The following is a 13,782-nucleotide window of genomic DNA, read 5'->3' as shown; positions in this document are numbered from 1 at the left end:
TAACCGAACTTAATGCTGACGGTTCGGCGAAACCACGAGAAAACTCTTGTTTACCAAGAGCGCCCTTGTTCAGTTCTTAGTGACCGTTACCGGCTCTTGAGTCCTGAGATACGCCGAGATGGGTATACACTTCATCCTTCATGCAGCCTCTTTGTTGGCTACGCTCATTTGCCCTAGTCACGTACTACTCGTACGTTCAGGAGACTCATTCACTTGCCGCCTCGACGCAGCATAAATGATTTTGTGTATATAACATCGACAGGTATGCAAAGCAGAGATGCAGATTGCGGGGGACATATGTACACCAGAACGGTGCGACAGATTCTGCAGAATACAACGGTTCATTATCTCGTATCACCTCCACGGTTGCTCCTTACGGAACGAACCCACAAGCCAAAGCTAAAGTTTTAACCCGGCTGGAAGTGGCAACACGATGAAAACGTCGTGTGCTTTTGTCTATCCTAAATAATTCGAGTTGCGGGAAGGCGGCAACGCAGAGAGTCCCCGGGAGCTTACATGAGTAAGTGACTGGGGCGAGCGAGGAAGCCAACGCACATGCAACTTGAAGTATGACGGATATGAGCCGCGCGCCGCGTTTTATACCGATAAGAAAGTCAAAAAGCAAAAGATAAATATGCACATTGCCAGCACCGTCAGGAAAAATTTCCAGTTACATTTTCAGTACAATGCGACCTCAATCAAAAAAAGCTGGAAATCAGGCGAAGAACTGTCCTAAAATAGCCGTCCAGATGTTAATCCATCTATACCGATTAACACTCAGACTGCCAGTGTCCGTCATCTGCAGACTCATGGTAGAATCTTCTACACATGGCTATTCCACTCGACAGTTTGAGCTAACCAAATTCTCCTTAGGTGAAATTAAATATGGCAAAACACCTTTTTACGTCCGAGTCCGTATCAGAAGGGCATCCTGACAAAATCGCTGACCAAATCTCTGATGCTGTGCTGGATGCAATACTGGAACAGGATCCAAAAGCACGCGTTGCCTGCGAAACCTACGTCAAAACCGGTATGGTTTTAGTTGGCGGTGAGATCACCACCAGCGCATGGGTTGATATCGAAGAGATCACCCGTAACACGGTTCGCGAAATTGGCTATGTGCATTCCGACATGGGCTTTGACGCCAACTCTTGCGCGGTACTGAGCGCGATTGGTAAACAGTCTCCGGACATCAACCAGGGTGTTGACCGTGCCGATCCGCTGGAACAGGGCGCAGGCGACCAGGGCCTGATGTTTGGTTATGCAACCAACGAAACCGACGTGCTGATGCCAGCACCTATTACCTATGCTCACCGTCTGGTGCAGCGTCAGGCTGAAGTGCGTAAAAACGGCACCTTATCCTGGCTGCGTCCGGATGCCAAAAGCCAGGTAACCTTCCAGTATGACGACGGCAAAATCGTCGGTATTGATGCGGTTGTTCTGTCTACTCAGCACTCTGAAGATATCGACCAGAAATCGCTGCAAGAAGCCGTTATGGAAGAGATCATCAAGCCGGTACTGCCGACTGAATGGCTGACCGCTTCGACCAAATTCTTCATCAACCCAACTGGTCGTTTCGTTATCGGCGGCCCGATGGGCGACTGCGGTCTGACCGGTCGTAAAATCATCGTTGATACCTACGGCGGCATGGCGCGTCACGGCGGCGGTGCATTCTCTGGTAAAGATCCGTCTAAAGTTGACCGTTCCGCAGCCTATGCAGCCCGTTACGTAGCGAAAAACATCGTTGCCGCAGGCCTGGCTGACCGTTGTGAGATTCAGGTTTCCTACGCAATCGGCGTGGCAGAACCGACATCTATCATGGTGGAAACGTTCGGTACTGAAAAAGTGCCTTCAGAGCAGTTGACCCTGCTGGTACGTGAGTTCTTCGACCTGCGCCCGTATGGCCTGATTCAGATGCTGGATCTGCTGCACCCGATTTACAAAGAAACCGCTGCTTACGGTCACTTTGGTCGCGAACATTTCCCATGGGAAAAAACCGACAAAGCACAGTTGCTGCGCGACGCTGCCGGTCTGAAGTAATTTAAACCAGACTTAACGCTTATGAAGACCAGCCTCGCGCTGGTCTTTTTTTATACCTATTTCCTCTCCCACATCCATCACCAAACCGCGCTGATTACTATTGCTTTAAATGAAAATGAAAGCGATTACATCACACCATATTTCCCTCTACCTTGAATTAACATCTCTTAGCCAGCATACTTGCATCACTGTTACATTATATTTCATCATTGTCTTAAATTCAGACGACCAACATTATTTAATCCCAATAAATAATGTTAACTTTCAATGAATTAACCAATAACCAGCATGAATGGCAGTGTAAGCGATTACACTAATGTGATGTGATTCGCATTTTTTTACCCCGTACTCACCTACCCTTAACATCAACAAAACTAGCTACCCAACCGGAGGGCATCATGCCTGACAATAAAAAAACGGGGCGTTCCAACAAAGCCATGACATTTTTTGTCTGCTTTCTGGCTGCCCTGGCTGGATTACTTTTTGGCCTGGATATCGGTGTTATTGCCGGTGCTTTACCGTTCATCACCGACGAGTTTCAAATTACCCCGCACACTCAGGAATGGGTGGTGAGCTCCATGATGTTTGGTGCGGCGGTAGGTGCTGTCGGCAGCGGTTGGCTCTCCTTCAAACTGGGACGCAAAAAAAGCCTGATGATCGGTGCGATCTTGTTTGTTGCGGGTTCACTGTTCTCCGCCGCTGCGCCAAACGTTGAAGTCCTGCTGGTTTCCCGCGTGCTGCTCGGCCTGGCTGTAGGCGTTGCGTCTTATACCGCGCCGCTGTACCTGTCTGAAATTGCCCCAGAAAAGATTCGTGGCAGCATGATCTCTATGTATCAGCTGATGATCACCATCGGTATTTTGGGCGCGTATCTTTCCGATACAGCGTTTAGCTACAGCGGCGCATGGCGCTGGATGCTGGGTGTAATCATCATCCCTGCCCTGCTGCTGCTGGTTGGCGTTATCTTCCTGCCGGACAGCCCACGTTGGTTTGCAGCTAAACGTCGTTTTGTTGATGCCGAACGCGTCCTGTTGCGTCTGCGTGACACCAGCGCAGAAGCCAAACGCGAGCTGGATGAAATCCGTGAAAGTCTGCAGGTAAAGCAGAGTGGCTGGGCGCTGTTTAAAGAAAACAGCAACTTCCGTCGTGCGGTATTCCTTGGCGTTCTGTTGCAGGTGATGCAGCAGTTCACCGGGATGAACGTCATCATGTATTACGCACCGAAAATCTTTGAGCTGGCGGGCTACACCAACACCACCGAGCAGATGTGGGGGACTGTTATCGTCGGTCTGACCAACGTGCTGGCAACCTTTATCGCCATTGGCCTGGTTGACCGTTGGGGCCGCAAGCCTACGCTGATCCTTGGCTTTATCGTGATGGCCGTTGGTATGGGCGTGCTGGGTACAATGATGCACGTGGGGATTCACTCGGCATCCGCACAATACTTCGCAGTACTGATGCTGCTGATGTTTATCGTTGGCTTTGCCATGAGCGCCGGTCCGCTGATTTGGGTACTGTGCTCTGAAATCCAGCCGCTGAAAGGCCGCGATTTCGGCATCACCTGCTCTACTGCAACCAACTGGATTGCCAACATGATCGTCGGCGCAACCTTCCTGACGATGCTGAACTCACTGGGCAGCGCCAACACCTTCTGGGTCTACGGCGGCCTGAACGTACTGTTCATCTTCCTGACTCTGTGGCTGATCCCTGAAACTAAAAACGTCTCTCTGGAACACATTGAGCGTAACCTGATGAAGGGTCGTAAACTGCGCGAAATTGGCGCACACGACTAATCACCAAAGGCTTCCTCCCCAGCGGAGGAAGCCTTCCTCTTGCAGTCCCTTCCCTGTCGCACTATCCTCTGGCGTTATGAAAACCTCCCGTCTCCCTATCGCCATCCAGCAAGCCGTTATGCGTAGCCTGCGGGAAAAACTCGCCCAGGCCAATCTCAAGCTCGAACGCCAATACCCGGAGCCAAAGCTGGTTTACCAACAGCGCGGCACCGCCGCGGGCACTGCGTGGCTACAAACCTATGAAATTCGCCTTAATCCCGTCCTGCTGATGGAAAACGTCGACGCATTCATTAACGAAGTTGTGCCCCATGAACTGGCGCATTTACTGGTGTGGAAGCACTTTGGGCGCGTGCCGCCACACGGGAAAGAGTGGAAATGGATGATGGAAAGCGTTCTGGGCGTACCGGCCCGGCGCACGCATCAGTTTGAACTGCAATCGGTGCAGCGCAAGACTTTTACTTACCGATGTAAGTGTCAGGAGCACCAACTGACCGTCCGCCGCCATAACCGCGTTGTGCGCGGTGAGGCCACCTACCGCTGTGTTCACTGCGGCGAACCACTGGTTGCAGAATAATCTTCAGAATTATCAGGAACTTTTCTGACCTAACTGATTGCATACTGGAATAACTTTCGCTACGTTGCGGGCTCGTTTTGACACGGAGTTTGTGATGTACCGTCATTTTTCTTTTGCTGCGGCCCTGTTAGCCGCTGCGTTTTCAGGCCCGGTTTTAGCCGAAGGCATCAACAGTTTTTCTCAGGCAAAAGCAGCAGGCGTCAAGGTTAACGCCGATGCGCCGGGCGATTTCTACTGCGGTTGTAAAATTAACTGGCAAGGTAAAAAAGGGGTCGTTGACCTCGAATCCTGCGGCTATAAAGTGCGAAAAAATGAAAACCGCGCCAGTCGAATTGAATGGGAGCACGTTGTCCCCGCCTGGCAATTTGGTCATCAGCGTCAGTGCTGGCAGGACGGAGGGCGTAAAAACTGCGCCAAAGATCCGGTCTATCGTAAGATGGAAAGCGACATGCATAACCTGCAACCTGCTGTGGGTGAGGTAAATGGCGATCGCGCTAACTTCATGTACAGCCAGTGGAACGGTGGCGAGGGTCAGTATGGGCAATGCACCATGAAGGTCGACTTCAAAGAGAAAGTTGCCGAGCCGCCGGCCCGTGCCCGCGGTGCCATTGCTCGTACCTATTTTTACATGCGCGACCAGTACGATCTAACGCTCTCCCGCCAGCAAACTCAGCTTTTTAACGCCTGGAATAAGCAATATCCGGTCACCGACTGGGAGTGTGAGCGCGACGAACGCATTGCAAAGGTACAGGGGAACCATAACCCATATGTGCAACGCGCTTGCCAGGCGCAAAAGAGCTAACCTACACTAGCGTCAATATTTTTAACCATGCCCTGGCATTTCGTAGCCCAGGGCCATGACGCGGATGTTTAACTATGCGCATTCCTCGCATTTATCACCCTGAGCCAATCACTTCCGGCAGCCAAATTTCACTGTGTGAAGATGCAGCCAACCATATCGGCCGCGTGCTGCGTATGGGACCGGGCCAGGCGCTACAGCTGTTTGATGGCAGCAATCAGGTATTCGACGCTGAAATCACCCACGCCAGTAAAAAAAGCGTGGACGTGAAGGTACTTAACGCTGAACTCGACGATCGTGAGTCGCCCTTGCACATCCACCTGGGTCAGGTGATGTCGCGCGGTGAAAAAATGGAATTCACTATCCAGAAATCGATCGAACTGGGTGTAAGCCTCATTACGCCACTTTTTTCTGAGCGCTGCGGGGTTAAACTGGACAGTGAACGCCTGAACAAGAAGCTCCAGCAGTGGCAGAAAATCGCCATTGCCGCCTGCGAACAGTGCGGTCGAAACCGGGTTCCCGAAATTCGCCCGGCAATGGATTTGGAAGCATGGTGCGCGGAACAGGACGAAGGTCTGAAACTGAACCTGCATCCGCGCGCCAGCGCCAGCATCAATACGCTGCCGCTGCCGGTGGAGCGCATCCGCTTGCTGATTGGCCCGGAAGGCGGGTTGTCGGCAGATGAAATTGCCATGACCGCACGTTATCAGTTTACTGATATTCTGTTAGGACCTCGCGTTCTGCGTACTGAGACAACCGCGCTCACCGCCATTACTGCGCTACAGGTGCGTTTTGGCGATCTGGGCTAAGGCATAAACGGAGAAGAAAATGATCAAGCTCGGCATCGTGATGGATCCCATCGCAAGCATCAACATCAAGAAAGATTCCAGCTTCGCTATGCTGCTGGAAGCGCAACGTCGCGGTTACGAAATTCATTATATGGAGATGGCCGATCTTTATCTGATCAACGGTGAAGCCCGCGCCCATACGCGTACCCTGAGCGTAGAGCAGAACTACGACAAATGGTATGAGTTCAAGAGCGAGCAGGATCTCCCGCTGGCAGACCTGGACGTTATTCTGATGCGTAAGGATCCGCCGTTTGATACCGAGTTCATCTACGCAACCTATATTCTTGAACGTGCAGAAGAAAAAGGGACGCTAATCGTCAACAAACCACAGAGCCTGCGCGACTGCAACGAAAAGCTGTTCACCGCATGGTTTGCCGACCTGACGCCGGAAACGCTGGTCACGCGTAACAAAGCGCAGCTGAAAGCCTTCTGGCAAAAACACAGCGACATCATTCTCAAACCGCTGGACGGCATGGGCGGCGCATCTATTTTCCGTGTGAAGGAAGGCGACCCGAACCTTGGCGTCATTGCTGAAACGCTGACCGAGCACGGTACCCGCTACTGCATGGCGCAGAACTATCTGCCAGCAATTAAAGATGGCGATAAACGCGTCCTGGTGGTCGATGGCGAACCCGTTCCTTATTGCCTGGCGCGTATTCCGCAGGGCGGCGAAACCCGTGGCAACCTGGCCGCTGGCGGTCGTGGCGAGCCGCGTCCTTTGACCGACAGCGACTGGGAAATTGCACGTCGCATTGGGCCAACGCTGAAAGCGAAAGGTTTGATTTTTGTCGGTCTGGATATCATTGGCGATCGTCTGACGGAAATTAACGTTACCAGCCCAACCTGTATTCGTGAAATCGAAGCGGAGTTCCCGGTTTCGATTACCGGTATGCTGATGGATGCCATTGAGGCGCGTTTGCAGAAGTAAATACGTTGCCGGATAGCGACGCCATCGCGTCTTATCCGGCCTGGAATTGCACCCCGCAGGCCGGATTAGGCGAAGCCGTCATCCGGCAATGCTATCTTCAGAGGGTGACATCTTCGAGCTTTGCCCACATACTGGGCTCTGTTGCTTTTTTGAACCAGGAAACAGAACCTCTGACAATGAATTTACAGCATCACTTTCTGATTGCCATGCCTGCTCTCCAGGATCCGATTTTCCGCCGTTCCGTGGTGTACATCTGTGAACATAATGAGAACGGAGCAATGGGGATTATCGTTAATAAGCCTCTGGAAAACTTACAAATTGAAGGGATTCTGGAAAAGCTGAAGATTACCCCAGAAGAACGCGATCCGGCCATTCGTCTGGATAAACCAGTGATGCTCGGCGGCCCGCTGGCGGAAGACCGTGGATTTATTCTCCACACTCCACCGTCACGCTTTGCCTCCAGTATTCGCATCTCAGATAACACCATCATCACAACCTCCCGCGATGTACTAGAAACCCTGGGTACGCAGGAGCAACCGTCCGAAGTGCTGGTTGCGCTGGGTTATTCATCATGGGAAAAAGGTCAACTGGAACAAGAGTTACTGGATAACGCCTGGCTCACGGCGCCCGCAGACCTCAACATCTTATTCAAAACGCCGATTGCCGACCGCTGGCGCGATGCGGCGAAGCTTATCGGGATAGATATTCAGACCATGCCTGGCGTGGCGGGACATGCCTGATGAGCGGAACATTACTCTCTTTTGATTTTGGTACGAAAAGTATTGGTGTTGCTGTTGGTCAGCGCATTACCGGTACGGCCAGACCGTTGCCCGCCATTAAGGCGCAGGACGGTACGCCAGACTGGAGTTTGATTGAACGCCTGCTGAAAGAATGGCAGCCGGATGAAATCATTGTCGGCCTACCACTCAACATGGATGGCACAGAACAGCCCCTTACCGCGCGCGCGCGTAAGTTCGCTAACCGTATTCACGGTCGCTTTGGCGTAACCGTAACGCTGCACGATGAACGCTTGAGTACCGTCGAAGCCCGCTCTGGCCTGTTTGAACAAGGCGGTTATCGGGCGTTGAATAAAGGCAAAGTAGATTCCGCTTCTGCCGTGGTCATCCTCGAAAGCTATTTCGAGCAGGGCTACTAAATCCGCCCCTGCGCCTGACGCTGCTGCTGGCTTTGTGCAAATGTCTGCATACCTGTCTGCTGCCCGGTTTGAATTACGCCGGGTAGCTGATGCGTTTTCCCTTCACGAATCAAATTGCCCACGGCTGGCGTGTTGACGAGCAGCTCAAATAGCGCCACGCGCCCTCCCTGTTTATCTTCCTCCAGCTTTTGCGAAAGTACCGCCCGCAGGCTGTCTGCCAGCTGATTACGCACCGGATCTTTCTCCTGTGCGGGAAAGGTATCCACCAGCCGCGCGATGGCCTGCGCCGCCCCTCGCGTATGTAACGTTGCCAGCACCAGATGCCCAGTTTCCGCTGCGGTTAACGCCAGACGAATGGTTTCCACGTCGCGTAGCTCGCCCAGCAAAATGACGTCGGGATCTTCACGCAACGCGCCGCGTAAACCAGCTGCAAAAGAAGCGCAGTGCACGCCCACCTCCCGTTGTTGAATAAGACAACGCTGGCTGGTGTAGCGATATTCAATCGGGTCTTCCAGCGTCAGAATATGCCCCGCAACTTGCTGATTAAGGTACTCAACCATCGCCGCCAGGGTCGTTGATTTACCGCTACCGGTAGCGCCTGTCACCAGAATTAACCCATTTTCACTGCGCAGCAGTTCAGGTATGACGTCAGGGGTCTGGAGATCGTCTAAACGTGGACAATCAAGCGGGAGCAATCTTAGCGCCAGTGAGGTTCCCTGTTGATGAACAAAAGCACTGGCGCGCAGCCGCCGGGAACCTGCCAGCGCAATAGCAAAATCAATCTGCCCCTGTTCCTGCCACTGTACCAGTTGTTGCTCACTGAGCCAGCACATCAGCAGATTCTCCACGTCAGGCGTAGTAAAGGGTGCGATTTCGACTTTTCCACGTATGCGCCAGCGCGCAGGCCATGCATTGCACAGGTGTAGATCCGACACGTTATGCTTTACACTAAGGGCCACTATTTCTTCCATATTCATATGAACATCCTCGGAAAATGAACGATATCGCGCATAACCTGGCACATGTCCGGGACAAAATCTCAGCCGCCGCGACGCGTTGCGGGCGGTCTTCAGAAGAAGTTACGTTGCTTGCAGTCAGCAAAACCAAACCTGCGAGCGCCATCGAAGAAGCCATTGCCGCCGGGCAGCATGCCTTCGGTGAAAACTATGTGCAGGAAGGGGTGGATAAAATCCGCTACTTCCAGGAAGAAGGCGTCAACGATCTGCAGTGGCACTTTATCGGCCCGCTGCAGTCCAACAAAAGTCGTCTGGTCGCTGAGCACTTTGACTGGTGCCATACGATCGACCGTCTGCGTATCGCTGCCCGTCTGAGCGAACAGCGCCCGGCGGAACTGCCGCCGCTCAATGTACTGATCCAAATTAATATCAGCGATGAGAACAGTAAGTCAGGAATTCCGCTGGCAGAGCTTGATGCACTGGCCGCTGAAGTCGCTGCACTGCCGCGCATTACCCTGCGTGGTCTGATGGCGATTCCGGCTCCAGAGTCAGATTATGTAAGGCAGTTTGAAGTTGCACAGCAAATGGCGGTAGCATTTGCCGGGTTGAAAACACGCTACCCAGGCATCGACACTCTCTCACTGGGAATGTCTGATGATATGGATGCCGCCATCGCGGCGGGTAGCACGATGGTGCGCATTGGCACTGCCATTTTTGGTGCTCGTGATTACACTAAAAAATAAGGAAAACTAAGGAACACCATGAATACGTTGACCTTCCTGCTCTCAACGGTAATTGAGCTGTATACCATGGCGCTGCTGCTGCGCGTGTGGATGCAATGGTCTCGCTGCGATTTTTACAACCCGTTCTCGCAGTTTATAGTGAAAATCACTCAGCCCATCATTGGGCCGTTACGCCGCATTATTCCCCCGATGGGGCCGATCGACAGCGCATCGGCATTAGTTGCGCTCGTTCTCAGCTTTATCAAAGCAATCGTGCTGTTTAAGGTGGTCACGTTCCAGCCGATCATCTGGATCGCCGCCGTACTGATTGTCCTGAAGACTATCGGGCTGTTGATTTTCTGGGTGCTGCTGGTGATGGCAATTATGAGCTGGGTCAGCCAGGGCCGCAGTCCTGTAGAGTACGTGCTGATTCAACTGGCAGATCCGCTGCTGCGTCCTATTCGTCGCATACTTCCAGGCATGGGCGGGATCGATTTCTCCCCAATGATTCTGGTTCTGCTGCTCTACGTTATTAACATGGGCATCGCGGAAGTGTTACAGGCGACAGGCAACATGCTGCTGCCGGGGCTGTGGATGGCGCTATGAGTGCCGTTACACCCTGCGACGACGGTCTGGTTTTACGGCTCTACATTCAGCCTAAAGCCAGCCGTGACAGTATTGTGGGTTTACATGGCGACGAAGTTAAAGTCGCCATTACCGCCCCACCGGTTGATGGCCAGGCCAATAGCCATCTGGTGAAGTTTCTCGGTAAACAGTTCCGTGTGGCAAAAAGCCAGGTCGTCATTGAGAAGGGCGAGCTTGGACGTCACAAACAGGTTAAAATCATTCATCCGCAACAGATCCCGCCCGAAATTGCGGCGTTAACTGATTAGGTATCCCATGCAAAAAGTTGTCCTCGCGACCGGCAATGCCGGTAAAGTGCTTGAACTCGCCTCTCTTCTGAGTGATTTCGGTCTTGATGTTGTTGCCCAAACGGAACTGGGTGTTGATTCTGCAGACGAGACCGGGCTGACGTTTATTGAGAACGCCATTCTGAAGGCGCGTCATGCCGCGCAAATTACCGGCTTACCGGCCATTGCTGATGACTCAGGTCTGGCAGTAAATGCCCTTGGCGGCGCGCCGGGTATCTATTCAGCCCGCTATTCCGGCGAAGATGCGACCGATCAGCAGAACCTGGAAAAACTGCTTCACACCCTGCAGGATATTCCTGATGACAAGCGCCAGGCGCAGTTCCACTGCGTGCTGGTGTATATGCGCCATGCAGACGATCCAACGCCTGTTGTTTGCCACGGAAGCTGGCCGGGCGTGATTACCCGTGAACCTGCCGGAAACGGTGGTTTTGGCTACGACCCGATCTTCTTTGTGCCGTCTGAAGGGAAAACCGCGGCTGAGCTGACCCGTGAAGAAAAGAGTGCGATTTCTCACCGCGGACAGGCGCTGAAGCTGTTGCTGGATGCCCTGCGTAATGGTTAAGCTTCCACCGCTAAGTCTTTATATTCACATCCCGTGGTGCGTGCAGAAATGCCCGTACTGCGACTTCAACTCGCATGCGCTAAAGGGCGAAGTCCCTCATGACGACTATGTGCAGCATCTGCTGAGCGATCTGGATACTGAGGTGGCCCATGCCCAGGGCCGTGAAGTAAAGACGATTTTTATCGGTGGTGGCACGCCGAGCCTGCTTTCTGGCCCGGCGATGCAAACGCTGCTCGACGGCGTGCGAGCACGGCTGAATCTGGCCGAAGATGCAGAAATCACGATGGAGGCGAATCCCGGGACGGTGGAAGCCGATCGCTTTGTGGATTATCAACGCGCTGGCGTCAACCGTATCTCGATTGGCGTACAGAGCTTTAGCTCCGCCAAACTCGAACGTCTGGGACGTATTCACGGGCCGGAAGAAGCCAAACGAGCAGCACACCTGGCGAGCGGTCTGGGGCTACGCAGCTTTAACCTCGACCTGATGCATGGTTTGCCGGATCAGACGCTGGAAGAGGCGCTGGGTGATTTACAGCAGGCCATCGCGCTCAACCCACCGCATCTTTCCTGGTATCAGTTGACCATCGAACCCAACACGCTGTTCGGTTCCCGACCGCCGGTTTTACCGGACGATGACGCGCTGTGGGATATTTTTGAGCAAGGCCACCAGCTACTGACCGCCGCGGGATATCAGCAGTACGAAACCTCAGCCTACGCCAGACCGGGTTATCAGTGTCAGCACAACCTTAACTACTGGCGTTTTGGCGACTATCTTGGCATTGGCTGCGGCGCACACGGTAAGATCACATTCCCTGACGGACGCATCCTGCGCACCACCAAAACACGGCATCCGCGTGGGTATATGCAAGGGCGTTATCTCGAAAGCCAGCGCGATGTCGCCGAAACCGATAAGCCGTTCGAGTTCTTCATGAACCGTTTCCGGCTGCTGGAAGCCGCGCCTCGCGCGGAGTTCACGCAATATACCGGTCTTACCGAAGACGTTATTCGTCGACAGATCGATGAGGCTATTTCCCAGGGCTACCTGAGTGAATGCGATGAGTACTGGCAGATTACCCAACACGGTAAGCTGTTCTTGAATTCGCTGCTGGAGCTGTTTCTGGCGGAGTGATGGCTGGTGAGCGTAGGCCTGATAAGCGTAGCGCCATCAGGCAAATTGCCGGATGGCGGCTGCGTCTTATCCGGCCTACAGGGTTAGGGCGGTAAGCGCAGCCACCTTCATCGATTAATACTGATTAAACATTTCCTGGATCTGCTTAGGATCCTTGGTTTGAGTCAGCGCAAGCTGCAGCAGAACACGTGCTTTTTGCGGGTTCAGGGAACCTGAAGCCACAAATCCGTATTTTGCATCATCAACTTCTGCATCCTGTGTAGTGGCGCCCGTTGGTACACGGGATGAACGCACTACAACGGTACCTTTATGCGCGGCGGTAGCCAGCGTATCGAAAATGGTTTTATACAGGTTACCGTTACCTACACCCGCACTGACGATCCCAGCGTAACCCGCATCCACCAGCGCTTTTGCCGGCAGATCGGAGGCGTTAGCGTAGTTATAAACAATCCCAACTTTCGGCAGCTCGGTCAGCTTAGACACATCGAACGGAGTAGACGTGGTGTGCTTACGCGCAGGCGTACGCTGGTAGTCGATTTTACCGTTATGGATGTAACCCAGCGGGCCGTAGTTAACGGATTTGAAGGTAGCGACGTCGGTAGTGTTGGTTTTAGTCACGTCACGACCATCCATAACGGTGTCGTTCATCACCACCAGCACTCCGCGGTTGGCAGAGGCTTTGTCTGCGGCAGTTACTACCGCGTTATACAAGTTGAACGGGCCATCAGCGCTCATACCCGTAGACGGACGCATTGCACCGACCAGCACCACCGGCTTGTTGCACTTGACGGTCAGGTCGAGGAAATAGGCGGTTTCTTCCATGGTATCCGTACCATGTGTTACCACGAAGCCGTCGGTTTTATCACACTCGGTATTAATCTTTTTCGCCAGCGTTAACCAGACTTCGTCATTCATATCCTGGGAGCCGATATTCACCACCTGCTCGCCTTTAACGACAGCGATATCTTTCAATTGAGGTACGGCCTCAACCAGATTTTCTACGCCAACCTTGCCTGCCGTGTAGTTAGATTTTGTCGCGGAATCACCACCGCCGGCAATCGTCCCACCGGTCGCTAAAATGGTGATGTTTGGCAGTGCAAGCGCCGCGCCGCTGAAACCCATAACCAGTGCGGCAAGTGCCGTTTTCTTGAAAAACTCCATGTTATTTCTCCAGTTACTTGAATTTGCAGCATTATGTCTATCCTACAGATGAATAATGTGACGAGTTCCAATTAACCAGATTTATATCTCCACCAAATTGCCGTTCTTAGAGATGGATATCAAAAAAACAGAAATATACAAAATAAAACGGCACAGAATGTTTCTGTGCCGTTAATAAGAGG

At 52.8% G+C, this 13,782-nt stretch carries 15 protein-coding genes and 1 pseudogene; 13 read left to right on the top strand and 3 right to left on the bottom strand.

Annotated features, from left to right (window positions below):
- Positions 1-243 precede the first annotated feature (243 nt).
- Positions 244-345: pseudogene (locus GHC22_RS24830) on the bottom strand (hypothetical protein); the annotation flags it as partial.
- Between the two features lie 540 nt (positions 346-885).
- On the opposite strand from GHC22_RS24830, the gene metK reads away from it, so the two are divergent.
- The 8 genes from metK to ruvX all read left to right on the top strand — a co-directional run bounded on the left by metK (position 886) and on the right by ruvX (position 8,138).
- A complete protein-coding gene (gene metK / locus GHC22_RS04000) occupies positions 886-2,040 on the top strand; it encodes a methionine adenosyltransferase (RefSeq protein ID WP_020996311.1) in 1,155 nt (384 codons plus the stop codon).
- Positions 2,041-2,438: 398 nt separating this feature from the next.
- Positions 2,439-3,833: a galactose/proton symporter gene (gene galP, locus GHC22_RS03995; protein WP_008785766.1), complete on the top strand. Its 1,395-nt coding sequence runs from the start codon at positions 2,439-2,441 to the stop codon at positions 3,831-3,833.
- Between the two features lie 76 nt (positions 3,834-3,909).
- Positions 3,910-4,407: a SprT family zinc-dependent metalloprotease gene (locus tag GHC22_RS03990; RefSeq protein ID WP_003825440.1), complete on the top strand. Its 498-nt coding sequence runs from the start codon at positions 3,910-3,912 to the stop codon at positions 4,405-4,407.
- A gap of 94 nt (positions 4,408-4,501) precedes the next feature.
- Positions 4,502-5,209, top strand: coding sequence for a deoxyribonuclease I (endA, locus tag GHC22_RS03985; RefSeq protein ID WP_153752287.1), 708 nt, complete (start codon positions 4,502-4,504; stop codon positions 5,207-5,209).
- A gap of 74 nt (positions 5,210-5,283) precedes the next feature.
- Positions 5,284-6,015 carry a 16S rRNA (uracil(1498)-N(3))-methyltransferase gene (rsmE, locus tag GHC22_RS03980; protein WP_008785768.1) on the top strand — a complete coding sequence of 244 codons (732 nt, stop codon included), beginning with the start codon at positions 5,284-5,286 and terminating at the stop codon, positions 6,013-6,015.
- A 19-nt stretch (positions 6,016-6,034) separates the two neighbouring features.
- Complete coding sequence (gshB, locus tag GHC22_RS03975; protein ID WP_003027083.1) at positions 6,035-6,982, top strand: glutathione synthase; 948 nt, start codon at positions 6,035-6,037, stop codon at positions 6,980-6,982.
- A 176-nt stretch (positions 6,983-7,158) separates the two neighbouring features.
- Entirely contained in the window at positions 7,159-7,722 is a 564-nt protein-coding gene (locus tag GHC22_RS03970; RefSeq protein ID WP_003027086.1) for a YqgE/AlgH family protein, read from the top strand.
- Positions 7,722-8,138, top strand: coding sequence for a Holliday junction resolvase RuvX (gene ruvX / locus GHC22_RS03965; RefSeq protein WP_008785771.1), 417 nt, complete (start codon positions 7,722-7,724; stop codon positions 8,136-8,138). The genes GHC22_RS03970 and ruvX overlap by 1 nt, the downstream gene beginning before the upstream one ends.
- On the opposite strand, the gene GHC22_RS03960 is transcribed toward ruvX, so the two are convergent.
- Entirely contained in the window at positions 8,135-9,115 is a 981-nt protein-coding gene (locus GHC22_RS03960; protein WP_153752286.1) for a type IV pilus twitching motility protein PilT, read from the bottom strand. The two genes, ruvX and GHC22_RS03960, sit on opposite strands and share 4 nt — an antisense overlap.
- Before the next feature lie 17 nt (positions 9,116-9,132).
- Here GHC22_RS03960 and GHC22_RS03955 point away from each other — a divergent pair, with 17 nt between their 5' ends.
- Genes GHC22_RS03955 through hemW form a run of 5 tightly spaced genes read left to right on the top strand, consistent with a single transcriptional unit; the run spans position 9,133 to position 12,439 of the window.
- A complete protein-coding gene (locus tag GHC22_RS03955) occupies positions 9,133-9,837 on the top strand; it encodes a YggS family pyridoxal phosphate-dependent enzyme (protein WP_153752285.1) in 705 nt (234 codons plus the stop codon).
- 18 nt (positions 9,838-9,855) lie between these two features.
- The gene (locus GHC22_RS03950) at positions 9,856-10,422 is read left to right on the top strand and encodes a YggT family protein (RefSeq protein WP_003825417.1); all 567 of its coding nucleotides are present in this window, start codon (positions 9,856-9,858) and stop codon (positions 10,420-10,422) included.
- Positions 10,419-10,709, top strand: a complete 291-nt coding sequence (yggU, locus tag GHC22_RS03945) for a DUF167 family protein YggU (RefSeq protein WP_003027101.1) — start codon at positions 10,419-10,421, stop codon at positions 10,707-10,709. Before GHC22_RS03950 ends, yggU begins: the two co-directional genes overlap by 4 nt.
- Before the next feature lie 7 nt (positions 10,710-10,716).
- A complete protein-coding gene (locus GHC22_RS03940) occupies positions 10,717-11,310 on the top strand; it encodes an XTP/dITP diphosphatase (protein WP_153752284.1) in 594 nt (197 codons plus the stop codon).
- Entirely contained in the window at positions 11,303-12,439 is a 1,137-nt protein-coding gene (hemW, locus tag GHC22_RS03935; RefSeq protein WP_137377727.1) for a radical SAM family heme chaperone HemW, read from the top strand. Before GHC22_RS03940 ends, hemW begins: the two co-directional genes overlap by 8 nt.
- 114 nt (positions 12,440-12,553) lie before the next feature.
- On the opposite strand, the gene ansB is transcribed toward hemW, so the two are convergent.
- The gene (ansB, locus tag GHC22_RS03930) at positions 12,554-13,600 is read right to left on the bottom strand and encodes an L-asparaginase 2 (RefSeq protein ID WP_003027108.1); all 1,047 of its coding nucleotides are present in this window, start codon (positions 13,598-13,600) and stop codon (positions 12,554-12,556) included.
- Between the last annotated feature and the right edge of the window lie 182 nt (positions 13,601-13,782).

Origin of the sequence: Citrobacter sp. H12-3-2 (assembly GCF_009649895.1) — a bacterium.
Lineage (GTDB): Bacteria > Pseudomonadota > Gammaproteobacteria > Enterobacterales > Enterobacteriaceae > Citrobacter > Citrobacter portucalensis.
Note: the sequence above shows the minus strand (reverse complement) of the source record. Positions and strands in the feature narration are given on the sequence as shown.